Source organism: Streptomyces solincola, from assembly GCF_002982015.1.
Lineage (GTDB): Bacteria > Actinomycetota > Actinomycetes > Streptomycetales > Streptomycetaceae > Streptomyces > Streptomyces solincola.
Genome location: NZ_PVLV01000040.1, coordinates 1 through 23,915, shown reverse-complemented (window position 1 = coordinate 23,915; position 23,915 = coordinate 1). Strand labels below are relative to the sequence as shown.

Sequence of the window (23,915 nt, the reverse complement as noted above, 5' to 3'; positions counted from 1 at the left end):
CCCGCACCGAAAGAGTGATAAGCGTGACCGACCGAACCGTCGACAGCATCCTCTCCCAAGCCATCACGACCTGGAGCCGTCTAGGGGTCGATTCGACCGCGGCCGCGGAAATGGTCGAGGAGCTCGGCGCCGACCTGTCCGCCGCGGCCTTCGACGGCCGGGACGTCGGCTCCTACGTCGGCGACGACGTGGAGGCCTTCGCCGCCTCCTGGGCAGTCGAGCGCGGTCTGATCACCCCGCAACCGCGCCTCAAGGAGACAGCCGTCGCCGCGGTCAAGGGCGCCGCCCTTCCCGCCCTGGCTGCGACGGCACTGTGGTTCATGGGCCTGGCGCACATGCTCGACAGGAGCACATACTCCTTCGCCACCACAGCTGGCGGAGGCACCCGAGTAGAGATCCACAAATACCCCGACCCCAGCCTCCCGGTGATGTGGTTCGGTCTGGCTGTGTGCGCCGTCGCCGCGTTCTTCACGGTCCGGCGCGCGGTGGACATGGAGCTGGGCCGGCTCCTCGCCTCCGGACGGGAAGCGACAGTCAGGGGCCTGGGCAAGACCCTGCCCCTCATCTTCCTGGTGGCGGCCCTGGTCCCGACCGCCGTCTCCTTCGTGCCTCCTCACATGCTCGACGGTTACTACGTCATCATCGTCAGTCTGCCGATCGGTCTGATCTCCATGATCGCCAGCATTGCAGGCGGGGCCGCCCTCGTGCGACACCGAACGTGCCCGGCCGTGCGCACCCAACTCCAGCACGCGGAGACCATCAGCTCACGCTGAGGCCACCGGCCTGACTGCCGATGCGGCCCAGCGGCAGGCGCTGCCGGACCCGGCCGCGCGGCGCCCGCGGGCCCTCGTTTGGCCCCTTCGACCGCCGGCCGACTTCCGAGGAACCCGCTCTCCGGCCTGCTGTGCACCGCACGACATGGCTGCACCCCACATCGCCCGGCTACGTACCCCTCCTCCGGCACGGATAGGCGTCCCGGCCGGCGTACGCCCCTGGGGGCCTGCGGTCTGCCCGGCAGTTTGTCGACCCCGCAGGGCTGACCGTCGTCCGCCCGGAGCGCCTTCGGCCGCTGCGCCGGTAGCGCAGGACGGCAGCCGCCAACTCGGGCGGCGCCGGTGAGACGTCCACAGTGCGGAGGGGCGGACGCTCGTCTTGAGCGTCCGCCCCTCCGCACAACGGAGCCCTGTACCGGCTGTCCAGCAGGCCCTACTGCTACAGCGCGCCTTCTTCCCGTTGCCGTTGCTGTTGCGCCCCTTGCCCCGTCTCCCCTCCCTGTGTTGCCTCTGTTTCAGGGCGGAGAGCTCGAGGTCTCCGCCCTATTCGAAGGAATCGCTTCGGGCCCTGCCCCACGTCCACCCGCTGCCGCCCAGCTCCACTACTCCCGGATCGTCGACATGTGACCCCCTGATCCACGCACGGCCCCCCTGCCGCCTTTGAAGGGGCCCCGCGGCGCTCCCACGGCCCACCTGGTCTCCCCGGTCCCCTTATTCGGGCTCGACAGGGGCCGTCAGGGGCCCGCTGCATATCGCCGCCGTCATCCGATCCGTCAGGAGTCAGCCGTTGGAGGGATCGAAGACGCCATCGAGCGTGCCGATCGGGAAGGCTTCACCCGCCAGCCACCGCCCGCCCTTGTGGGCCGGGTCGGCTCCCTCATCCGCACGTGGGGAAGCGCCGGGCCGTTGCGGCGGTGATCGGCGTGACGGCCGAGTCGGTCAACCGCTACCGGCGCGGCGCGCGCACCGCCCGTCCCGACGTCGCTGCCAAGATCGACCAGCGGTACGCGAGCGCTGGCAACCCGCATCGGCCGGCGCAGCCCGGCGCCAGGGCACCACCGGCGGCATCACCGTCGATACCCGGGCCCGCTGCGCCTGCTCCGCACCGGTCGGTACCACCGACGACGGCCGGATGCGCCGCCTGACCGTCCACCTGCCCCCGAGAACGCCCGCTGCTTGTTCGAACCCGCGATGCCGGAGCCGGCGACCAGCAGTTGCGCGGCATCGTCGCCGAGGGTTCAAGGACGTGTACTTCCAGGACGGCGGCACCTGCGCCCTGAGCCTGACGGACGTGCGACTCCAGGACATCGACTACCTGGACCTCGACTACTGATCCAGGCCGGACCCGGCCCTGCCCCGCAGCCGGTGCGACGCCACGGCAACCCCAGCCGGCGAGCACCGCTGGCCGTTCGGCGGTGAGCTCGGCACGGCGGGTTGGTGTGGGACAGGCAACCCTCCCCCAGGCGGCGTCGGTGCTGTCTTCCGCTGGTGTGCTGCTCCATGTGTCCCACCAGGTCGGGCTAGAGCCTCGCGAAGATCTCGGATTTATGCTGCTGCTAGCTGTCATCGGTCGTTGCGTTAAGGCCGCCTGCGTCAGGGTGATGGGGAGACGTCGGTTCCTTGCGTGCCTCCGACGTCCCTCCCGCAGGCCGCGTTCCCCCGGGCGGCATGCGGGTGATGCAGTGGAGGCCTGCACAGGGGGCGGGCCTCCACTGCAAACACCCGTACTGTGGCCGTGCCCGGCGAGGGCAGGCTGCCACCTGGCTGCGCCGCACCGTGTGGCTGCGCCTTCGGGCAGCCCGCCCATCGGCTGGCTCTTCAGGGCTCCTTGGTCCCGCACGCCCGACAGCCGCCCGTTCCCCAGCTTGGTGCCTGGGTGAGGCTGAGCTGAGGCGAAGCCTTGTCGTTGCTCTGCGCCACGGTCGTCCTCTCCGTAGGGGGTGGTCGTGAACTTCACCCGCCGGGCTGTGAGTCCGTGCTTCTGCGTGCGTCGCATCGGTCCAGTCCGTGCGCTGGCCTGTTTTCCCGCACCTCGGTGGTCCGTGACGTAACTGATCACGCGGCGTCACGGCCGCTGGCCGGGCCATGCTGATGGCCACCCCCGGCGCGAACGGCTTCGTCGTCCTGGCCCGACGCTGGAAAAACGCGCCTCGGCTGGTTCATGACCTCGCGGCGCAACGTCAGAGACTATGAGCGTCTGCCTCAGCACTCCGAACCCCATCTGACGTGGCCACTCATCTCCCTCATGACTCGCAGGCTCACCCGCAAGGGCACGCCTACTGACTGGATGCGGGAATCAGCTGGACGAGCCTGACTCCTCCCGACTCTCTCCCGCGCTGCCCAGCGTCAACGGCCGGACCGCACTTCATCCTGTCCACAGCAGACGGAACGGCCCGCGTTTCCGGAATCCATCCGGAGTCATCGACGATTCATGCCGGTGCCCTGGCCCTGCTCCAGACCCGAGCGGCTTCCGGGTCGGCCAGGGTGGTGCAGCGGGCCCAGGCCAGGAGGGTGAGGGGGTAGACGGCATAGCCGATCCGGGTTGCCGGAGACAGCAGGACGGCGATGGAGAGGCCGAGCGCGAGCCGATACGCGGCCGCCTGAGTGGTCCTCGGTGGACGGACGACGAGCGACACGGCGATGGCGATGGCGCTGACGCCGATCAGAATGACGGCGATGGTCCGGCCATGGGGCAAGGCGGTGGCGAGGAGGTGCCCCAGGAGCGGGCTGGCGGCGGTCGAGGCGGTATCGCTGAGCCCGAAGGGGTAGAGCACAGCGTTGTCGAAGAAGGCGCGCGGATCGGCCAGCAGTGGCGGCACCACCACGCATGCCGCCACTGAGGCCGAGACGGCAGCCGTGGTCCTGGCCGCGCGTGAACCCCTGGTCGCTGCCATGGCGACCGCGACGACAGGGACGGCGGGCCACGCGGTCCACTTCAGGACGGCCGCCGCCCCCAACGCCAGACCCGCACCCACAGACCGGCCCCGTTGCGCGAAAGCCAGGGCCAGGAGGACAAGGGCCACGACCACGGGATCGACCCCACCTATGGCCAGCGGCAGCGCCACCACGGGGCTGGCCGCGATCCACACCGCCCCCGTCACCACGACGACCCTGCGCTGCGGCTCCTGCCCGCCCTTGACCAGTACCGCCACAGCCGCGGCCAGTACGGCAAGGAACCCGGCCAGAGTCCACAGACGGGCGCTGGTGACCACTGACGCGCCGAAGAGCGCGTGTGGGAGCCCGAAGAGCGCCATGCCGGGCAGGTACGGGTTGAAGTCACGCACCGCGACCGGATGCGCGAGGTAAGGGGTGCCGGTCTCCAGAAGGTGCCGGGCGGCCCGTTCGACGACGCCGACTTCCATCTGCTCCAGGCCGACAGCAGTCAGCCACACCAGCGGAATCCCCAGCGCGCCGACGGCAGCGGTCGCGGCCGCCGCGCGCGACCACGGGACACGCGAACCCAACGCCACCAGAGCGGCACAGGCGTATGCGACGACAGCGGCCAGCCCCCACCGGTGCTGCGACGTGTTCGAGGCAGAAGCAAGCCCCACCACCAAGGCCGCCGCGGAGCTCGCCACCAGCGCCCAAAGATCCCAGCGGCGGACAGCCAGACCGCTGCGGCGACCCAGATGCCGACGGGAGGCACCCGGAACCCGTGACATGCACATGTGGAGACCCTGCGTCGAACGTCGTCCGCACCGTTGAACGGACGCGCAGGAACCGAGCGCGCAACCACAAGAAGGCGTACGCCCCGGCATCCCCGCGAACAATCAGGCTCTCCGCCTCTTGCCGGGCCCGGCATCCACCGATCGGCTGTCGCGCCGGGGGAGCCACCGAGTTCATGTCCTGGGCGGTTCAGGATCAGAGGCCAGTGAATCTCAGGCGCGCAGTTATGCCGCCGCACTGTGGCTCTTCCCACCGCCCCTGGTCTTCTCCGCCGCCGCACCGGTGCTGCCGTCCGACGTCGTGACTGCCCGTCGTCCGTGGCGAGGCCGCAAAATCAACATTCGGCTAGTGGAGAGATAATTCCTGCCTAGCGCTAGGTCTGTATCGTGCAGGCCGAGAGGCGTGGGTACATGTCGTCGCGAATCATAAAGAGTCGCCAGATTTGCTCGTTGGTTCTGCCTATGAAACAGTGCGCCGCATAAGGGAATTGCGCCATTTCCGTGGAGCGCGGACACTGAACCCTTGGCCTCAAGCTGGTCTTCCGGATCTGTGTTCATCTTGAGTTGCCGCCGGATGCGGTCTCCGCATCCGTTCCAACGCTCACGGGGGAGGCGCTCCCACCTCGCGGCCCGCGAGCTGCACCGACCAGTCCAAATGAACTGGCCCACATCCCAGCTTTCATTCGCTACCAAAAGTATGCACGATGCACGACCTTCTGCGCAGCGAAGCCTCTTTTTCAAGGGGAAATGGATTGGAGAGAGATTGTTCGCCGAAAGTTTCGACGAATGGCCATTGTTGCGATCTCGGTATTCCGCATTGCGGTATGGGTGGCGGAGTTCCTGCTCCGGGACACTTTGAGGGATCTTGCTGAACTGCCGCTCCTGCTTTTGTTTACGGGAGGGGTCGGTCTGCTCTATGGCAGCCTTCGCTGGATTGCTTTGCGAGGCACCCGAGGGTTGGCTTACGCCCCGCCTCACCTATTGGATCAAAGACAGGTGGTGGAGGTCCGCAGTGCGTACCGGAAGGCGTACGGCATCACAGCCGATTGTCATATTCGCCCGGTGCCGGCCGCCTGACTCTGTCCGGTCTCCTCCTGGGGGCCTTGTCTTCGCTTCCCTCCTGTGCGGCGTTAGGGGCGCGTTGAGGTTGTCCCCGGGACGATCTCTTCGTGGGGCCGACTGCGGTACGTGGAACGCCGAAATTCCACCAGTGCAGTCGGCCACGACGCTGACCACGGTGTGCATGGCCGGCGTGGGCGTGATCCAGAGGGGGGTGCTGGGTGTTGTCGGCGGGTCCGCTGTGGTGGCGGTGGGTTTCGGCTGCTTCGGATCCCTCGCATGAGCCGCTAGCTTGCAACGCATGAGTCTTGCTGTGTAAGGTACTGGGTATGGAGGAACTCACCACGCCGCGGGCTCAGTGGCTGCGGGGCGTGCTCGACATGTGTCTGCTGGCATTGATGGCGGAGAGGCCGGTGTACGGATACGAGATGTCCGNNCCGCACCGAAAGAGTGATAAGCGTGACCGACCGAACCGTCGAGCTCAGCGCCGACCTGAGCGCCGCCGCACGGGATGACCGAGATCCCTCCGCTTACATGGGAGGTGACGTGGAGAGGTTCGCCGCTTCGCGGGCGATCGAGCGCGGTCTGATCACCCCGCACCCCGCCTCAAGGATTCAGCAGGGGCAGCGGCCATCGGAGCTCGCATACCGGTGACGGTCGCTCTGGTGTTCCTCCACCTCTCCCGGGGCCACATCATGGATTGCTGCGCCGACGTCCTGGGATCTGACGGGGAGATTCTGGGCTGGTGCGACACCCTCGATGCGCCCTGGGTGTGGTTCGGATGGGTACTGTGTGCCGTCGCTGCCTTCTTCACCACCCGGAACGCAGTCGCCAGGAAGCTCCGGCATCACCTGGCCGGCCATACTGAAGCGCCGGTGAAGAACCTGACCAGGGCATTGCCCCTGATCCTGGTCGCAGCAGCCGGGCTGGGCAGTGCCGCCGGTTATGCCGTCGCCGTCACTGCCGGCACCTGCAAATCATCCGCATCCCCGTCGCATGGGCCGGGATGGTCGCCGCGGGCGTCGCCCTCGTCCGAAGGCAGACCTGCTCGACCGTCAACACCTGGTCGACCGGCTGCTTGAGCACGACCGCATTCACGTAAGAGGGGGGGGCCGAGCTCCGGGTCCCCGAACTGCCGGCAGACCGCGTCACCCAGCCGCGGACTTGTCGGCCGCCGCCCAGGCGGTGACGGGTGGCGGCAGATCCAGTGGAGTGGTCGATCGACCACCGCGAGATGCTGAGGAACTGCGCATGGCGGGCACACCCGCGCCTGAAAGCGGCCTGACCGCACAACCGGCCACCCAGGCCAAGGCACCCCGTCTCACTGTCATGGGCACCGGTTGCCTCGCAGCGACCCATGCCGTCTGCATGGCGGTGATGGGCTTCGAGGTCCTGGGGGTCGACACGGATCTGCGGAAGGTGGAGAGTCTCAACGCCGGACGGGTGCCGTTCTTCGAACCGGGCCTGGCCGAACTGCTGACCCGCGCCCTCGAATCGGGTCGTCTTCGGTTCACCTCCGACATGGCCGAGGCCGCCGAGTTCGGAGACGTCCACTTCGTCTGTGTCGGTACGCCGCAGCAGCACGGATCGGCTGCGGCGGACCTGCGCCATGTGGACAATGCCGTGCGCGAGTTGGCCCCCCACCTCACGCGCCGGGCCCTGGTAGTGGGCAAGTCCACCGTGCCGGTGGGCACGGCCGCCCGGCTCACCGGGCTCCTACAGCGCCTGGCGCCCGCCGGAAGCGAGGTGGAGCTCGCCTGGAACCCGGAGTTCCTGCGTGAGGGGTACGCCGTGGAGGACACGATGCGCCCGGACCGTCTGGTCTTCGGAGTCTCCTCCGAGTGGGCCGAGACGCGGCTGCGCGCCGTCTTCGCACCCGTCATCGACCAGGGCACGCCCGTGGTGGTGGCGGACCTGACGACGGCGGAGCTGGTCAAGGTGGCGGCCAACTCGTTCCTCGCGACCAAGATCTCCTACATCAACGCCATGGCGGAGGTCTGCGAGGCGACCGGCGGGGATGTCACCCGGCTCGCCGAGGCGCTGGCCTACGACGACCGGATCGGCGGCCGCTTCCTGAGGCCGGGGCTGGGCTTCGGGGGCGGTTGCCTGCCCAAGGACATCCGGGCCTTCGCGCACCGCGCCGAGGAACTCGGCGTCGGCCAGGCCGTCACCTTTCTCCATGATGTCGACGCGATCAACAAGCGGCGGCGCACCCGCACCGTGGACCTGGTCGGCGACCTCGCCGACGGCAACCTGCAAGGGATGCGCGTGCTGGCTCTCGGCGCCGCCTTCAAGCCCGACTCCGACGACGTGCGCGACGCCCCGGCCCTCGAGGTCGCCACCGCCCTGCACCGCCTGGGCGCCCACGTGACCGTCGTGGACCCCGCCGCCATCACGAACGCCCGCCGCACCCACCCCGAACTCACCTACTCCACCGACGCCCTGAGGGCAGCCGCGGCCGGGGCCGACGTCGTCGTGCTGCTCACCGAGTGGGACGAGTTCCGGCACCTCGACCCGCACGCCCTTGGCGCTGTCGTGACCCACCGTCGCATCGTCGATGCACGGCACGCTCTCGACCCCGGTACGTGGTGTGCCGCCGGCTGGGAGTACCACGCCCCAGGCCGACCGCGAATGCTTGGCACCACACGGCTGATGAAGTAGGCCGCTCCTGCCCAGGCGGCCGAGCACGCGCCTTCCGGCCGCCGGCGTCCTTGCCGCGGTGTGGTGGGGTCCAGGACGGGCACATCGGCCCGATGGTTCCCCGTGAGCACGACGGTGCGTGGTGCTCCGCGTAGCTGGCCCGCAGCCGTGCGTCGCTGAGTGCCCGTGCGAGGAACGTGAAGCGGTGCCACCCGGATCCGCCGACGCGGGTGGCAAGGGTGCCGGTCTACGCAGTTCCCGAATGCCGGGGCTGGGGGAGGGGCCTTGTGAGACAGGACGGCGACCGCGATGCCGGCCGAAAACGGGTCAGGAACGCCCCGCCCCCTCATGGCCGCTGCGGACGGGCTGCGGTCGCCACCGACTCCTGGGAAGCTGCCGACCGGCGAAACCTCGGTCGTCGCGGTCGAAGCAGCCGTCGTCGCCGCGCTCCTGGTGCGCCTCCCGCCCTGCACCCGCCGGTGCGGCTGTGCAGGCCGCGACGGGGCCGCTGCGTCGGCCGGTGTCCTACGACGTCCTCGCGGCCAGTCGTCGGCCGTCCGCAGAGGTGCTTGGCGCGACGACGCTTGGCCGGCTGACGGATGAGCCGACACGCGCGCCCTAAGAAAGCTTGAGGTTCCGGGCACGGAACGCGGAGACGAAGGCAGGCCGCTCCCAGAATTCGGGGTCCCGTACGGGCTGAGAGGCCGACCGCGACAAGAGCGGACATGAGCGCACCCCTAAAGGGAGGTGTAAGGGTGGCAAAAATGGCCGACAAGATGCTGCTTACACATTTCTTACGAACGATTCCTTTGCTTCTGCTTGGCTAGTTTGCGGCTTCCTCGTGCACGTCGATCCATATGATCGTCACCAGGAGTCGAGATCGGCAGGATCGACTCCCTAAACTAGCCAGAATAAATGCATAACGCAGAGCAAGGAGCTCCTATGAAGCGCGCAGTCGCGCTGCTCGCGACGACGCTGATAGCGGGTGCCGCAATCAGCCCGTCGGTGGCCTTTGCTGCCAGCCAGCCGTCTGGTGGAAATCCGGCAGGCTACAGCAAGTCAACGCATTCGCACGTCCCTTTGAGCGGCGATGTGCTGACCTCGGGCATCGGGGTGGCCAATGAGAAGCAGACCGCGGACCTCACCATCACTGCTCCGGCGGGTAAGTTCTTCAATGGCAGCTGGCAGGCATACAGTACCGGTATGAGTGATTCCTTCGCCAATGAGTCTGTGACCGGTGCAGGGACTGAGGGCGATCCGCAGGTCCTCCACCTGTCCTTCATGGACAACAACATGGGCACGAATCACATGTACGTGAAGGCTGGAGTCGATGACGGACCGGCTCACATGGCGTCCGCGTCCGTCTCCTCTGCGGGAGAGGCGAGGGCAGACCTTGTGATCCAGGGAACCCGGCAGGCACCCCACTACACCGGCGAGTGGCAGATCAATCAGGGCGATGTCTTCACGGGCTCGGGAGCGGAGGGGCATTTCGTCCATGTAGAGGGTGCCGGAACGCCCGATGACCCGGACATCGTGCACATCGAAGTCGCATCAGGTGACGGAAAGTCACCGGTGAACGGACTGGCGTTCTTCGACGGACCCCAGGCCGGCGGCGGGGCAGGCTATACGGCCGTCTCCTACTATCAGGGAGCATCCATCAGCAAAGGATCCGGATATGTAGACGCTCAGGTGACGTGTCCTGCGAGCTATCCGGTGATGCAGTCCTCCTCCATCGCCGAGGACAATTCGACAGACGAATTCGTCCGCTGGGGGCCCCACGCCGGAGGATCGGGAACCGCTTCCGACCCCTCCTACGCGCGATACTCCATCTCCAACTGGAACGTCCTCGACGGGTACTGGGGCGGCTATCTGACCGCCAAGTGCACAAAGTCCTGACGAGGGCCCTCGATTCTGCTTGCCGGTCCATGGACGTTCCATCCCCAACAGTCGGCAGGCGAGGTGACCTGTACGCGGTCCGTCCGCCCCGGCAACCTCATTTTCGTTGAGCAAAGGATTGACCCGGGGGTTCGTCTGCCAGGCGACCTACGGCACAGGCCCGGGCGCCGCCTATCGTGATACCGACAACCTCTGTCGCAGAGTGCTCCTTTGTGCCCCCCGCTCCGGAACAACACTGTCGCTACGCTGGACGGCTCCGCGTTCCGGACCGGGTGGGCGTAGGTACTTTGCGGCCCGGTGTCGCCCAGTACGAGCTGATGCGGACAGGGGCCGCAACCGGCGAGCTCTGTGCCTCGGCATCGCCAAACGACCCCGGGCGCGGCTTTGGTCCTACCCCATCTCCTCCGACCAGCATCGGACGGTGGAGTTCCGCAGGGTGACGGTGGTGGGTGCGGGAGTGGCAGGGCGGAGGACAAGATTCACTGGATGTACCCGCGTGCCACCGCTCGTCGCCGAGTGAACCACTGCCGACAAGCGCCTTTGCCCTCTGCTCCATGGCTTGTGTGAATCAACTCGATCGGTGCTCACGAACGGGACGGTGTCAACAGGGCACCGTCCGCACTCAGATGATGAGATGAATGGTTGACTTGCCATGAACACATGGACAGCTGCTGTATGAATCTCCGGCAGCCGGTGCGCCGTGACGCTGGTCCGTCGAGCGGTGGACCTTCGAGGCTGTTTGTAGGCACTTTCTGGCGCAATCAGCCTTGCCGAGTTCGAGGCCGCCTGATTCGCTCCATGGAGCGGTGGCGTACTCGGCGTCCGAGGCCGCTTCCTGTGGCCCGACACGCAGCTACCGCCTATCGGGCGAGACGGCGAGCCCATTGAGGCTATGTCCCCTCCACCGGGCCGACTGGCCTGCGCGCCTCGGGCAATACCGGTCCGGCTGCGGGGCGGGTAGCGGATTGCAGACTAAGTTTGACAATAGGCGCTCACGGCTCATGAGCACCCTGCGAAGTAGGGGGCTACGGGAGCGCCCCTTACTCCCTCTGGGATTCGCTGGGCGCCCTTGCGCCCCTTAACGATCCGCCCCCCTGGCGTAAGAGTTGTGTTGACATCGGTGCCGCGACGATCACCGCGAGGCTGCGACCGGCTTGTTGAGAAGGAGGCGGGATGGCGCGCACGATTCCTGCCCTGCGGTGATGGCTTACCCTGGCCACCCTGGACGGGGGTGTTTCGTCGGCCTTCGCTCCGCAACCCCTGTCCGATTGACGCGTTCCGCTGCTGCGCGTGCCGCCCAACTCAGAACGCAACTCGGTGGACCTCACGCGGACGGGCTTCGTCGGCCTGGCCGCGATTAGCCACAAGTCATCTCGGACGCCCGCACTCAACTCACCGCACATACCAGGAACAGGTGCGGTGTCCTCTCGGGAAGGCTGCTCGATGGGAGCACAGATCTGTTGGAGAGTTTCATGGCACGTTCTCACCGTTCGCTGTGGCAGCGGGTCGTCCGCGTGGGTGCCGTCAGCGCTTTGTGTCTCTCGACGGTGACCCTCAGCGGTTCCCCGGCGCAGGCCGGCTCCGCATGGGGCAAGCCGACGCGCCACCACGAGAACGCCCGTCAAGAGCCGTCGGAGAAGCAGGTGCAACAAGCTGGGTTGGCGCGCTGGACCACGAGGCGACCCCTCGGCACGGGAGTCGACCCGTCAGACCCCGAGCAACTCCTGCGCTGGGTGGAGGACAATCGGATGTCCGTCAGGTTGCCCAAGGGCCTGCCCGGCATGTGCTACCTCACGGCGTACTCGGCTCTTCGGACCCTCGGCGGATATGCCACCGTTCCCCTGGTGCCGCTGGGAGCCACCAGGATGGAATACGAAGACATTGCCACGCAGGAAGGCCGCACCGCACGCCTTGGCCGCCCGGTGATCGCCGACTCCTCCATACAGCAGATCGCCAAACGACTGAGCCGTGAGAAGCGGGGCACGATGTACGAGATTCGCGCCTGGGATGAGTCAGGCGGTCACGCTGCGCTCGCCTACCGTGATCCGAGGTCCGGAGACGTCGTGTTCGCCGACCCCGAAAACGTGTTCCACAGTGACGCCGCGCATATGACCAGGTTCTGGTCCGAGATGGGCTACTCGCACTTCGCCGCGTGGCGCTTCGGCACCATGGCGCGCCGGTGACACGCTGCGTTGCTGGCGGGCCGGCCGCAGCACCGCCCGGCTGCTGGCCGCCTTCGCTGCCGGCTGCCGGGCCATCGGCCTGGCCGCGCTTCTCGCTCAGCAGCTCCCTTATGCGCTCCTGCTCGCCGTACCTCGCCCACTACGCCGCCGGCTGTTGCCGGCCACCACCAGCGTCGGCCGCCGTTCGGTCGTCTTCCGGAGACCCTGTGCGCGCCGGAGGGCCGTAGACCACCATGAGATAGCCGTAGGCCGCAACGGCTTGGCGGAGCGGGTGCCGGATGGATTGGTCGGAAAAGGGGCTTTGCTCCCCGTGTGAAACGATTCCGAACGGTTATCCGGACGTCGTCGGCTGCTTCGCGCGGAGCAGTCGGCGGGTAGCTCCGGCGGGACCTCCGCCGAGCCTTCCGCAGCATCTACAGCAAAGGACGCACATCGTGGGCATCATTGCCTGGATTCTCATCGGCCTCGTAGCAGGTGCCATTGCCAAGGCGCTTACGCCAGGCAAAGACCCGGGCGGCTGCCTCATGACGATGCTCATCGGTATCGTGGGTGGTCTGCTCGGCGGCTGGCTCGGCAAGGTGATCTTCGGCGTGCACTCCATCAACGGCTTCTTCCACCTCTCGACATGGATAGCAGCGATAGCCGGCTCGGTAATCGTGCTCCTGCTGTACCGCCTCTTCACCGGGCAGCGTTCGCATTGAGCTTGCGCGGCTGCCGGCTACCGTCGCCGGGCAGGTGAAGCGGGGCCATGGATGACGGCAATGTGGTAGAGCCGGGTACGCCCCGGCGCTCCGTGGCGTGATGCGCCGGAACGCCATCGGCTGTGGGACCGGGTCCACGACCCGTTCCGACGCCGGCGACGGGACGGAGAGTGGGCCGCGATCCCTCACGCAGTCGCGGGGCGAGGCCGATGCGAAGGGCCGGACCTCCTGGGACGTGAACGTCGACTTCACCCTTCTGCCGGGCCCACCCGCACGCTGCCGGGGCGGTGAAACGGGGGATCTCCAGAAGGAGCCGCCCGGCGGAGTGCTCGTCGAGCCGGCCGACCGCGGCCCCGGATGCTCCCGCGGCGGGATGACGAGCAGGATTCACCTCGTGGTCGAGCAGGGACGGAAGCCTCCGGCAGTGGGGATCACGGCCGGTCAGATGACTCGCCGCAGTTCGAGCCGGTCCTGTAAGCAATCCTGGCGCCCCGGCTCGGGCTCGGTAGGCCGCGCAAGCGACCGGACCGGGCCCGGGTCCCGGGCCGACAAGGCGTAGGACTCGCGCAGCAACCGTTCCTGACTGCGTAGACGCGGAATCGTAGCCACCATCCCGGTACCGGCGGACCGGCCGCAACCGCCTGTAGCGAGGCTCGCGCGGCGGGCGGCCGCCGAAGTCCGAGCGCCACCGGGCCGTCGTCACCAGGTACGACGAACCCGCCCGTGCGCTACGAAGCGACCGTGCTGGTCGCAGCCATCAACGAACGACTGGGACCAGTAACGTCGCAACACGCCCTGGGCTGGCGGATCAGGCCGGCGCACGTCGACGGGGACGGTGGCCCGAGTGGTGCGCGCCGAGCACCAGGCGCACGGCGGGGCCGGCCCAGCGCGGGAGGGCGGCCCGGGCCGGCGTCAGGCTACGGGGTGCGGACCGCCGTCATGACGGCCTGGGCGATCGGGCCCGCAAGGCTGCCGCCTGTGATCCGGTCGCGGGAGACGTCCATGTCCTGCGGGTCGACGAACACGGCCACGGCCACGGGCGACGTACCGTCCGGGCGTGTGGCGTACGAGGTGAACCAGGCGTAGGGGCGTTCGTCGCGGACGTCGGCACCGTGCTGGGCGGTGCCGGGCTTGCCGCCGACGGTGAGGCCCTCGGTGCGCGCCGCGCCGCCGGTCCCTTCGGCGACGGTGTACTCCATCATCCGGCGCACCTTCTTCGCGGTGTCCGCGGAGACGGCGCGGCCGAGTTCCTCGGGATCGGTCCGCTCCAGGTCCGTGAGGTCGGGGCTGCGCAATTCGCTGACCATGTGCGGCTTCATCACGGTGCCGTCGTTGGCGATGGCGGCGGTGACCATGGCCATCTGGAGCGGTGTGCTGGTCACACTCCCCTGCCCCATGCCGGTCAGGGCGGTGCCGGCCTCGTCCAAACCGGACGGGTAGGAGCCGGCGGCGGATCGCACGGGCGTGTCGTGCCGGGCGTTGAATCCGAACTTCTCCGCGGTCTCCCGCATTTTCCTCCCCCCCCCGGTCCGCAGCGCGGCGTCGAGGAAGACGTTGTTGCAGGAGTACTACATGCCGGTGCGCAGGGATGCCTTGTCGCACTGCGCGTCGGGAACGAGGCTGCCGATCTTCGTGTCGCTCTGCGGCAGCGGATAGCGGGCGGGCGCGTCGGACGGGGCGTCGATATCGGTGACCACGCCGTGCTCGATGGCTGCCGCCGCGGTGAGGACCTTGAACGTGGAGCCGGGAGGGTACGCCTCGCGCAGGGCGCGGCTGACGAGCGGCTTGCGGGGGCTGCGGTCGAGTGCGGTGAACGTCCTGCCCTCGTCCGGGGTGAGGCCGGCGAAGTCCCCCGGGTCGTACGAGGGAGTGCTGGCGAGCGCGAGTATTCTCCCGGTGGCCGGCTCCAGGGCGACCACGGCGCCCTTGGAACCCGCACCGAGCCCCGTGAGGCCCTCGTACGCGGCCTTCTGGGCGGCTGGGTCGATCGTGGTGATGACCTGGCCGCCGCGCGGCTGCCTGCCGGTGACGACGTCGAGCGGGCCGCTCAGCCGGCTGTCCTGCCCGGTGAGCAGGTCCTTGTGCACGCCTTCGAGGAGGGTGGCGCCCTGTGCCTGCGACAGGAAGCCGGTGACCGGCGTGTACATCGGGCCGTTGGCGTAGGTGCGCTGGTAGGCGAGGTCGGAGCCGACGCTCTCGCGGGATCCGGTGATCGCCTTGCCTCCCACGATGATGTCGCCGAGTGGCTGCGCGAACAGCCGCATCTGGCCGCGCCGGTTCAGGGAATCGGTCGCCAGCGCGTCGCCGCGGACGAACTGCACCCATGTCGCCCGGAGCAGCAGCGCCATCACCAGCAGACCGCACACCACGGCGACGTGCCTGGTGGTCTTGTTCATGAACGGGTGTCCTCGGACGGGTGTCGGACAGCGGAATGGGGGCGTACCTCGTCGCGGCGGCCTCGTCGGCGACCGGCCGATCGCCCCGGAACCACCGTCTCCTCGGACCGTCCCGTCCAATGCCCGGATGTCTCCATCCATGCCGTTCGCGCATGGAATGGCATGGCATTGCCGCGGATGTCATCCACCGCTCGCCCTCCGGCCCGGAAGGCGGCAACCGCCAGGTAGGCATCCACGGCGCAAACTCGGGGCACGGTCGCGTCGATCTCCACCATCGGCTCGGCGCGGCCGCCGTGGACCGCCTGACCCTTAGGCGGCGACATCATCGAACCGGCATCCCGCCCGGCCCGCGGCCGCGCTTTCAAGACGAGCAGCGGTATCCATGCGGGGATCACCCCTCCTGCACGAGCCCGCGCGGTCCCGGAATGCGGCAGCGGCGGGGGCGAAGACGCGCGCGTACCCCCCAATCGTCTGTGGAGGTGTTCCATGCTGCATGTCACCGCAAAGACGCTGAAGGAGCTGTACGACCACGAGGAGAGCCGAGCCGATTAGCAGGTCGCGGCGCTGGTCCTCACCGCCGAGGGGTGGGCCGTGCACCTGGCGGCAGACGACCTCGCCGCCCCGTTCACGACCCTGCACTACCCCCTTGGTGGTGCTGACCGGCCCGGACGTGGACGCCGCAGCCGAGCCCTACGACGCCGACCCCGGCGGCTGGACGGACGAGCTGGCCGCCGCCCTCCTCGACCAGCACGGCCCCTACTCCATCCCGCACGTCACCGGCGAGCGCACCGAGCCGGGCCCGGGGGAGTGCTGGGCGGCGGTCGTGGGCGCCTACGCCGACACCGTCCCACCGCCGGGCAGCACCTTTGCCGCCGGCAGCATCACCTACACCTCCACCGGGGCCGTCTGGCTCTCCGTGGACGAGCCGGGCACCCACCTGCTGGCCGCCGACCCCCCCGTCCTCGCCGCATGGGGTACCGCCGAGCGCATCGAGCTGTGGTCCACCCCCCACCGCGACGGCTACCTGCTGCGCTTCACCACCCAGTACGAGAACGGGTTCCCGGAGGTGTGGACGTGGCTGCCGGCCGAGACGGCCGCCGCCTGGGTATGGAGCATCGGCGCCGACGGCCTGGAGCAGCCGGCCCGTGACGCCTTGGTCACCTCGGTCGCCCATCTGCGCGCCGCCGCCGACGCCCTTGCCCTGCCCGACGAGGCGACCACGGCGGACGCCCCGCCCAGCGAAGCGCGTGTATCCTCCGCTACTTCCGGCGCAGCCACGGCGTCGAGGCCGTCATCACAGACATGAGGGGAGACCTCCCCCCGGACCGGGCCTCGCTCGCGGCCATCCTCCAACAGGTCGCCGCAGGCCTAATCAGGGACTAGCAGCCTCAGCCTCGACAACACAGGAGCCCCGTGCCCTCCACCAACCCGGAGGACACGGGGCTCCTGTGTCCGAACGCGGCCGTCGCCACCGCCACTGTCCTAAGAGGCTGCTGGCATCCCGCTGCTGCGCCTGTCGGGGGAGCGCGTCGCCGTCGGCTCAGGAGCATGGCCAGGGCCTGCGCCTCGGGGGCGCCCAGCGTCACGGTGACCAACGCGGCACCGAGCTGGTGGACGCGATGCCGGGTCAGACCGTGCGTGGTGAGGGCCTGGCGCAGCGTGGCGCTCGTCCCGGCCGTCGCCCTGCTGCCGACCGATTCGCTCGTCCCGGCCTCGGCTTGTTCGGCGCGCTCGGCGACGGCGGCCGCGGCGATCGGCACGACGGAGTGGATCTCCGCGCACTCGGGATCGAGCTGGGCGAGCGCACCGGCCAGGACTTCGAGGGCGGCGGCCACGCCCTCCACCGCGTCCGCGCTCCAGCGCGACGGGCCGGCGGCCCCGTCGGGAACCCGACATGCATGCCGAAGCCCGTCCCCAGCCACATACTGGCCAGGGCCTTGCAGCAAGCGAAGCCCGCCCGGGCATCTGGTCCTCGTCCTGGCCGCAGTCCACGCCGAGCCCGTCCACGAACTCCGCACGATCCTCACCTGTGACCTGGACCTCGCACGCGGCACCCTCGTCATCCGCCGCGGCCTGCGGCGGCACACCCTCTACCTGGAGGAACTCACTCACCGGATCGCCACCGACTGGCTTGACCACCGACACCGCCGCTGGCCCGCCTCAACCAACCCCCGCCTGCTCGTCAGCCAGAGATGGGCGCTCGACCCCGACCGCCCCGCCGTCGGTAAGACCCTGCTCCGTGTCGACGTGCCGCCAGGCCTCACCCTGGTCCGCCTGTGTCAGGACCGTATGCTCAACGAAGCAGCAGAACCGGCGGATCCCCTCCGGCTGATGAGGCTCTTCGGGATCACGGAGAAGACCCCCATGCACTACGTGGGGACCGCGTATCCCGAACGCACGGCCAAACTGCCGCGGTGAGGCAAGCCGTCCGCAGAAGCCGGCTACGGTGGGGGCGGGGCGGCTTCGAGCGTGGTGGTGGTGAGGGTGCTCAGACCTGCTCGGTAGGGCGAACCAGCACCTCGGCGACGGCCACGTGCCGGGGGCGGGTGACGACGAAGCCGATGCTTTCGGCGACGTCCTCGCTCCGCAGCCGCTCGATGCCCCCGATGGCGGCGGCGAGTTGCTGCTGGACGGCGTCCGAGTTGTGGCTGCGCAGTTCGGTGTCGACGCTGCCCGGCTCGACCACGCACACGCGGACGTGCCGCTTGGCCAGTTCCTGGCGCAGCGCTTCGCTGAACGCGCCGACACCGAACTTGGTGGCGCAGTACGCCGCCTGCATGGCGTAGGCGTTACGCCCGGAGAGAGAGCCGACGTTGACGATGTCGGCGACCTGGCGCGGCCCGTCCGCAGCGGCCTGCACCAAGTGGGGGGCGGCAGCGAGGGAGGTGTACATCAGGCCCATGAGGTTGATGTCGATCATGCGGCGCCATTCGGCCGGGTCCGCCCCTGGGACGGGTCCGAGCAGCATGAGTCCGGCGTTGTTGACCACGGTATCCAGACGGCCGAGACTCTCGACGGTCCGCTCCACCGCTGTTGCGGCGGCCTGATCGTCGGTGACGTCGGCAGGGACCACGAGGGCCTTGCCGCCGGCGCCGGAGATTTGCGCGGCGAGGGCTTTCAGCCGGTCCTCGCGGCGGCCGACGAGGGCCACGGAGGCCCCTTCACGGGCCAGCTCCAGGGCGGTGGCGTGGCCGATACCGCTGGATGCCCCGGTGACCAGGGCAACGGTTCCTTCAAGACGGCGAGTCATAATGTTCGACCCTTTCGGTTGTGAGGGAGTACAGCCACCGTGCATCCACCGCTACGACGACTCCGATGTTCTGCGGTCGATTGCCGATGCCACTGTCTCAGCCCCCAACGGGTCACTCAGATCTCCGTAGTGGACTTCGACGTGGTCAACCAGTCGCGATAGCGAGAAGATGACGTTTTTCAACGCGCCGATCGTCTCGGCGTGGATGAGAGATGGGACGGACGGACTGGGTGGCGGGAAGGTGCAGGAAGTAGCTCCCCGGCCCCTCTCGTGCGGTTTCTGAGATGAGCCGGAAAACCGGCTGCCCGTCGAACGCGTCAGTGATGGGCCGCTCGACGCCCCACGTCACGAGCCGCGGATGCTCCACCGTGGGGTGACACACATCCGGGTTCGTCACTGCCGGGTCCGGATGGATCGCTGCCCCAGCAGGGTGGGAGGCGCCCCATCGCAACCACTGCACTGAGCGTCGCGGTAGACAGCAACTATCTTGTGCGCAAACTCATCATCCTTCCTGTGGTGCAGCGGAGAAACCTGGCCTTCGAAGGACAATGACCGGCTGCAAGTCTCCATCCGTCTCATCCATACGCAAGGATCCCGCTCGTCGAAACATCCATGCGTACGACGTCCGGCCTCTCAGGTCTCCGGCCTCGGCCAAGACTCGGAACAGGGTGTGGAGTTGGGCGTCTGACGCTGTGACAGAAGATATGGGGTCTGTACTAAGGTTTGGCTGTACGGGTTCCTATAGCACGTCAACGCACAGGTTGAGATGGACGCCGCTGCGACGGCTGCGGGGACAGCCACCCTGCCTCATATGCCTCCGCCGCCTCCAAACCTCATGTTGCAACCATCAGTTGGTCGTCCGGCCCCGCTGGCCCGGCACGTTCCTGTACTGGGCGCGGTGCACCGACGCCGAGCTGCGGGCCGACCTGACCACATCCGACGGCTCCCAGGTGCCGACCGGGCGTGCTGAGGACCTGGCCCACCTCTCCCGCAGGGCCCGCGCGAAGTTCACCGGGCTCAGGGTCGCGGTGGACCTGACCGCGACCGCCTTGGTGGTCCCGGCCGCCGCGCTCGTCACCGCCGCCCTGCACTGACCTGCGAGAAGGGACCCCATGACGTTCGAGCGGTTCACGGTCGACGACGGCCGCCACCACCCGCGCGTCATGATCGATGAGGACGCCTCCCGCGCCGTCGGGACGGCCCGCCACCGCGCGGAGCGCTCCTGCGGCCGGATGGCCGCGCACTTCGCCCGGCACCCCAGGCCAGGCCCTGGCCGCCCATGCCGAGCACGCCGCCGCACGGCTCGGACCCAGCCGGTTCAGCCTGCGGGTCGCCATCATGTTGGTCTGCTCGGCCGTCAGCTAATCCGCCGGCCAGTTCCTTGTGCACCACTACGGTCTGACCGGCGGGACCTCCGCCGTGCGCCCGCAGCCGTTGGAGCTGGCTGCGGGCGCACCCTCGGCTGTAGTCCAGCCGCTCAACCTGAGCTGCGGGCCGAAGACGCAATAGGCACTTCCTACCGGGGCCACCGTAGGGCCGGGATCGTGGTGGGCATGCAGACCACACCCCGCCCTCGGGCCGTACCCGGCTGCGCCTTCTGCCGTCATCGTCGGTGGGGCACACGCCGGCGGCCGTCGTCCGCGCGTGGCCCGATGCCCTCGCGATCCGGCCCCGCTCCGGAGGCGTCCACACCGGCCACCTCCTGGTCCTGCCGCACGTCCGCGTCCAGGACGCGGGCACCGAACCGGAGGTGACCGCCGCGGTGTTGCGCCGGGCCGTCGAGCTGATGGCTGAGCACCCCGCCGCGAACCTCATCACCTCCAGGGTGCCGCAGCGACCCGGACGGTCTTCCACCTCCACGTCCACGTCGTGCCCCACCGAGCGGGTGACGGCCTGCCGCTGCCCTGGACCCCGCAGGACACCGACCGCGCCACCGCGCAGAACGGAGAGACCCGATGAGCGCCGTCCGCCTCATGGCCCGCGAACCCATCCCCGTCGGCCCCAAGGTGTTCCTGGCCGGACCGACCCCCGACAAGAGCGCGCCGGTCCCGTGCTGGCGATCGACGGCCCTCGACCTCATCACCGCCCAGTAGACCGGCCCGAAGCCGTTGACCGTCCTGATCACCGAGTCCCGCAACGGCGTCCGCGCCGAGCGCTACGAAGACCAAGTCGACTAGGAGACCGACGCGCGCGGCTGCCGACGCGATCCTGTTCTGGACCCCCCCCCGACATGCGCACGATCCCGGGCATGACGACCAACATCGAATTCGGTCTCGACGCTCCGGGCGGCCGCGCCGTCCTCGGCGCGCCGGCCGACTGCCTCAGCCCGGAGAGAAACCGGTACCTGATCTACGTGGCGGGCCGCTTCGACGTCCCGGTGCGCACCACCCTGGCCGACACCGTGGCGCAGGCCTCGCCCTGGTCGCCGGAAGGGGCCCAGTTCCGGGACTTGGCACGTAGCCCAAGCGGTAAACTGCCCCTGCGTACCGCGGCGCCGGAGCGGAAACCGCTGATGAGGCCGAGGGGCTGAGAAAAGGCCCCGCCTGCTGTGAGTCACGACACTACGAACTGACCTAGTGCTCTTATCCCGGAGACACCCGGGCCGGGCCTTCTTCCTCGTAGGCGGAGCGGCTTGCTCACCGGCCCTAGTGAGTACGCGGTGATCTTCAACATCGAGGCGTTGAACGCTCTCGTGTTCGGACTGGCGTTGTTCCTTGCGCGGGTGGTCTACCGGCGGACCCGCAGCATCGAGTCCGCCGTGGTCTCCGGCGCGCCAGCGGTGGGCGTGGTCGTCATCCTGTTCACCCCGATCGACCCCGAGGGGGCGACCGGGGAGATCATCGCCCCGCGCTCGTGTCTTTCGGCGTCTGACACCTCCCCGCACAGGTCGGCCCCGCCCGGACGCTGAAGCGGGGCCGTTCCCGCCGATACCGTCCTGGGCGGCCCTGCGCCGTTCGCCGGCCGCCCAGGAGCGTCCCGGCGCCTACCCACACGGCGGGGCCTCCCCTGCGGCGCCGGAAGCGCAGCAGGGGAGGGCACCACCTCGGGCAGCGCCTTCAGCACGGCCACGGTATCGGCGCGCTCGGCTTGGAACAGGGGGGGGGCGATGCAGACCACGGAGGCCAGCACCAGGGCGGTCAGGACGGCGATCGGCAGTGACCTCGGCTCCTGACCCCGACCGGGCCCGGCAGCACCCGACGAACGGCCGGGCGTCAGCTCACAGGAGGTGAAGCCGAAGGCGGGCGCTGCGGTAGTCAGGATTCACGGTGAAGTGGGCGTAGCCGCGCGCGTTTGCGTAGTCTCCCGTGCCTCCGGTGATGGCTTCCTGGAAGGAGGTGGTCAGAGGCCTGACGCTCTGGAGGGTGATCTGACCGGGAGGGGTGGCCAGGGTCGTGTTGCACTGCGCTGTGCTGCTGGTACTGCTTCGACCGACGATCGTGCACACGAACCCGTACGTGCCGAACGGCGCGCCCGTCTTCGTTTTGGTGGTCTTGCCCGAGGCCCCATACACGGAGCCCACTGGCCCTGTGGGGTCGCCGAATCTCTGAGCGTCCGTCGTCGTAAGGTCCAGCACCCTTTCAGGACCGCCGTCGTGCTGCGCTGCCGAAGCAGGGGCAGACATGGCCAAAGAACCGACCATGCTGACCACGCAGGCTGTCAGGGCGAGTCTCGTTCGGGTCTTCCGCATCTTTGCGCCTTTCGCTTTTTCTCCGGACCGTTGTCACCCTGCGGGCTCCACCGGAAGAGGACAAGCCCACGGTAAGGGCGCGGTCACAATCTGGCATCCGCTTAGTCCGAATAGCGGCCCTCATTCGTTTCACTGCGTGCGGGGTGTTCCTTGCCTGTGCCTCCCACTACGGCATCCCGGTCCTGGAACTGGTGCGTGGAGCCGACTACGCCGTCCGGCTCCTGCCGGCCGCCCGCCGCGCCGGCCTGGTAGGCGGCACCCAAACCATCCTGCCCACGCATGTCCACCCGGCCGCCCATGCCGCCGCCCGATTCGGCACCAGCCGGCTCGGCCCGCGGATCGCCGCCCTCGTCGCGGCCATGCTGGTCTGCTGGGCCGTCAGCTACGCCACCGGCCGGCTCTCGCCCACCGCTACGGCCTGACCGGTGCGGCCTCCGCCGCCGTGCTCGCCGACTTGGCGGTCGCCGGCGGGTACGGCCTCATGGTCGCCGCACGCCGGTTCATCGCCCGCCCCGCACCGCCGGTAACTGGTGGGGACATCTGCGTGGTTGGCGTCCTTGGCCCAGCGGGTGGAGAAGGTGCCGATGAGTTCGCCGGAGCTGTCAGCGACGGCCACACCACCGTCCTGGGTGACGACGGCGTGGGCTCCCTCGGGCAGATCCAGGGGGAAGCGGTACTCGCTAGGAGCTGCGGCGTCCTTGAGCGTGACGAGGGCGCTGACGCTTCCGTCCCGGCTGATCTGAGCCGCGGTGTCCACGGCGCCCTTCGCCTCGGTGTAGACGACGGTGCCGCTGGCGGCGGCCTGTGCGGTCGCCAGCCGGGTCCCCGGCAGGCCGATGCCCACCTGGGTGCCCGCGGCTGTCGGTCACTGTGACCTGGCCGGAGCCATGGCAGGGAAGCTCGACGTGCGTACCCCCCGCGTCGGCTCAAGGCCACCGCCACCGGCGTGGGCCAGGTTCGCTGTGCCGGTCACGTTCTCGACGATCTCGGCAACTCGCGCGGGCGACGTCCGCTCCGCAGCGAAAGCCACCGGACCGGCGGCTCCGACAGTCAGGGCAACTACGACGGCTGCGGCACCGCAGGGGAGCGTCCCGCATGAATTCAGCATTCAGAGTCCTCAATTTTCCAGCGTTTGGACAGCGCTAGTAGAGCCATCGCTGACTAGGCGAGCCCGTGGCGCTGCTCAATGATCATGACGCCGCGTTGAAAATTATGCAAGAAGATCGAGTACCAGTAACCTTTACCGACCTCTAAGATCAGTAGGTCAGAATTTAAGACTCCCCGCCTTGCGCGCCTTGCGTGGTTTCACTTATGTGAAGTCGGCGGGGAATCGTTCTCGCGGCTCCTTTCTGCGGTCACGTCGGGAAGGAATTGGCGCCGCAATCGACAGGGATCGGCCGTGCCGGTCGCTCCTTTGCAGCCCGGTCCAGGGGTTAACGCTCGGAAAGGGTGTTGGTGTACGGCAAGGCGCCTGGCCTGGGGTGTCGCTGGTTCGCTGAGAGGTGGAATGGGCGGCTTGGGTAGGCAGGTGGAGGCTTCTGAGCTGGGGTTGTGTGTTCCGTGCTGAGTGGGGCCGGGGCTGTTGTAGGTAGTCCTGGGGTGTAATGGACCGACCGGTGTTAGTGCTGGTCAGGGGTCCTGTTCGGCGGGGGTGGTCCATCGGC

At 68.7% G+C, this 23,915-nt stretch carries 18 protein-coding genes and 1 pseudogene; 14 read left to right on the top strand and 5 right to left on the bottom strand.

The window, feature by feature from the left end:
- The first annotated feature begins 23 nt into the window (after positions 1-23).
- Together C6N75_RS30420 and tpg are read left to right on the top strand one after the other, a co-directional pair.
- Positions 24-773, top strand: a complete 750-nt coding sequence (locus C6N75_RS30420) for a hypothetical protein (protein WP_181160311.1) — start codon at positions 24-26, stop codon at positions 771-773.
- 814 nt (positions 774-1,587) lie between these two features.
- Positions 1,588-2,106 carry a telomere-protecting terminal protein Tpg gene (gene tpg / locus C6N75_RS31280; protein WP_407703189.1) on the top strand — a complete coding sequence of 173 codons (519 nt, stop codon included), beginning with the start codon at positions 1,588-1,590 and terminating at the stop codon, positions 2,104-2,106.
- Positions 2,107-3,202: 1,096 nt separating this feature from the next.
- On the opposite strand, the gene C6N75_RS03015 is transcribed toward tpg, so the two are convergent.
- Positions 3,203-4,351, bottom strand: coding sequence for a glycosyltransferase 87 family protein (locus C6N75_RS03015; RefSeq protein WP_181160310.1), 1,149 nt, complete (start codon positions 4,349-4,351; stop codon positions 3,203-3,205).
- A gap of 873 nt (positions 4,352-5,224) precedes the next feature.
- On the opposite strand from C6N75_RS03015, the gene C6N75_RS30045 reads away from it, so the two are divergent.
- The 6 genes from C6N75_RS30045 to C6N75_RS02990 all read left to right on the top strand — a co-directional run bounded on the left by C6N75_RS30045 (position 5,225) and on the right by C6N75_RS02990 (position 12,917).
- Complete coding sequence (locus C6N75_RS30045; RefSeq protein WP_146132470.1) at positions 5,225-5,515, top strand: hypothetical protein; 291 nt, start codon at positions 5,225-5,227, stop codon at positions 5,513-5,515.
- 441 nt (positions 5,516-5,956) lie between these two features.
- Positions 5,957-6,151, top strand: a complete 195-nt coding sequence (locus tag C6N75_RS30415; RefSeq protein ID WP_181160309.1) for a hypothetical protein — start codon at positions 5,957-5,959, stop codon at positions 6,149-6,151.
- 597 nt (positions 6,152-6,748) lie between these two features.
- The gene (locus tag C6N75_RS03005; protein ID WP_105867263.1) at positions 6,749-8,158 is read left to right on the top strand and encodes a UDP-glucose dehydrogenase family protein; all 1,410 of its coding nucleotides are present in this window, start codon (positions 6,749-6,751) and stop codon (positions 8,156-8,158) included.
- 921 nt (positions 8,159-9,079) lie between these two features.
- Positions 9,080-10,033 carry a hypothetical protein gene (locus tag C6N75_RS03000; protein ID WP_105867262.1) on the top strand — a complete coding sequence of 318 codons (954 nt, stop codon included), beginning with the start codon at positions 9,080-9,082 and terminating at the stop codon, positions 10,031-10,033.
- A 1,472-nt stretch (positions 10,034-11,505) separates the two neighbouring features.
- Positions 11,506-12,216 carry a hypothetical protein gene (locus C6N75_RS30040; RefSeq protein WP_146132469.1) on the top strand — a complete coding sequence of 237 codons (711 nt, stop codon included), beginning with the start codon at positions 11,506-11,508 and terminating at the stop codon, positions 12,214-12,216.
- A 434-nt stretch (positions 12,217-12,650) separates the two neighbouring features.
- Positions 12,651-12,917: a GlsB/YeaQ/YmgE family stress response membrane protein gene (locus C6N75_RS02990; protein ID WP_105867260.1), complete on the top strand. Its 267-nt coding sequence runs from the start codon at positions 12,651-12,653 to the stop codon at positions 12,915-12,917.
- Between the two features lie 917 nt (positions 12,918-13,834).
- Here the strand turns inward: C6N75_RS02990 and C6N75_RS02980 are convergent.
- Positions 13,835-15,313 (bottom strand): annotated as a pseudogene (locus tag C6N75_RS02980) (penicillin-binding transpeptidase domain-containing protein).
- A 646-nt stretch (positions 15,314-15,959) separates the two neighbouring features.
- Between C6N75_RS02980 and C6N75_RS02975 the strand changes: the two are divergent.
- On the top strand, positions 15,960-16,619 hold the full coding sequence (locus C6N75_RS02975; protein WP_146132468.1) for a hypothetical protein: 660 nt from the start codon (positions 15,960-15,962) through the stop codon (positions 16,617-16,619).
- An 82-nt stretch (positions 16,620-16,701) separates the two neighbouring features.
- Here the strand turns inward: C6N75_RS02975 and C6N75_RS30410 are convergent, their stop codons facing one another.
- Positions 16,702-17,157 carry a hypothetical protein gene (locus C6N75_RS30410; protein WP_181160308.1) on the bottom strand — a complete coding sequence of 152 codons (456 nt, stop codon included), beginning with the start codon at positions 17,155-17,157 and terminating at the stop codon, positions 16,702-16,704.
- 644 nt (positions 17,158-17,801) lie between these two features.
- Positions 17,802-18,563 carry an SDR family NAD(P)-dependent oxidoreductase gene (locus tag C6N75_RS02960; RefSeq protein ID WP_105867258.1) on the bottom strand — a complete coding sequence of 254 codons (762 nt, stop codon included), beginning with the start codon at positions 18,561-18,563 and terminating at the stop codon, positions 17,802-17,804.
- An 851-nt stretch (positions 18,564-19,414) separates the two neighbouring features.
- Here C6N75_RS02960 and C6N75_RS02955 point away from each other — a divergent pair.
- From C6N75_RS02955 to C6N75_RS02930, 5 genes are all read left to right on the top strand, one after another.
- On the top strand, positions 19,415-19,657 hold the full coding sequence (locus tag C6N75_RS02955; RefSeq protein ID WP_105867257.1) for a Pycsar system effector family protein: 243 nt from the start codon (positions 19,415-19,417) through the stop codon (positions 19,655-19,657).
- Positions 19,658-20,518: 861 nt separating this feature from the next.
- Positions 20,519-20,656, top strand: coding sequence for a hypothetical protein (locus tag C6N75_RS31275; RefSeq protein ID WP_258177191.1), 138 nt, complete (start codon positions 20,519-20,521; stop codon positions 20,654-20,656).
- 155 nt (positions 20,657-20,811) lie between these two features.
- Positions 20,812-21,093, top strand: a complete 282-nt coding sequence (locus tag C6N75_RS31270) for a hypothetical protein (RefSeq protein ID WP_258177190.1) — start codon at positions 20,812-20,814, stop codon at positions 21,091-21,093.
- A 129-nt stretch (positions 21,094-21,222) separates the two neighbouring features.
- Complete coding sequence (locus tag C6N75_RS02940; protein ID WP_146132467.1) at positions 21,223-21,471, top strand: hypothetical protein; 249 nt, start codon at positions 21,223-21,225, stop codon at positions 21,469-21,471.
- A gap of 923 nt (positions 21,472-22,394) precedes the next feature.
- On the top strand, positions 22,395-22,673 hold the full coding sequence (locus tag C6N75_RS02930) for a hypothetical protein (protein ID WP_105867254.1): 279 nt from the start codon (positions 22,395-22,397) through the stop codon (positions 22,671-22,673).
- Here C6N75_RS02930 and C6N75_RS02925 read toward each other — a convergent pair.
- Positions 22,634-23,095: a hypothetical protein gene (locus tag C6N75_RS02925; RefSeq protein ID WP_105867253.1), complete on the bottom strand. Its 462-nt coding sequence runs from the start codon at positions 23,093-23,095 to the stop codon at positions 22,634-22,636. The two genes, C6N75_RS02930 and C6N75_RS02925, sit on opposite strands and share 40 nt — an antisense overlap.
- Between the last annotated feature and the right edge of the window lie 820 nt (positions 23,096-23,915).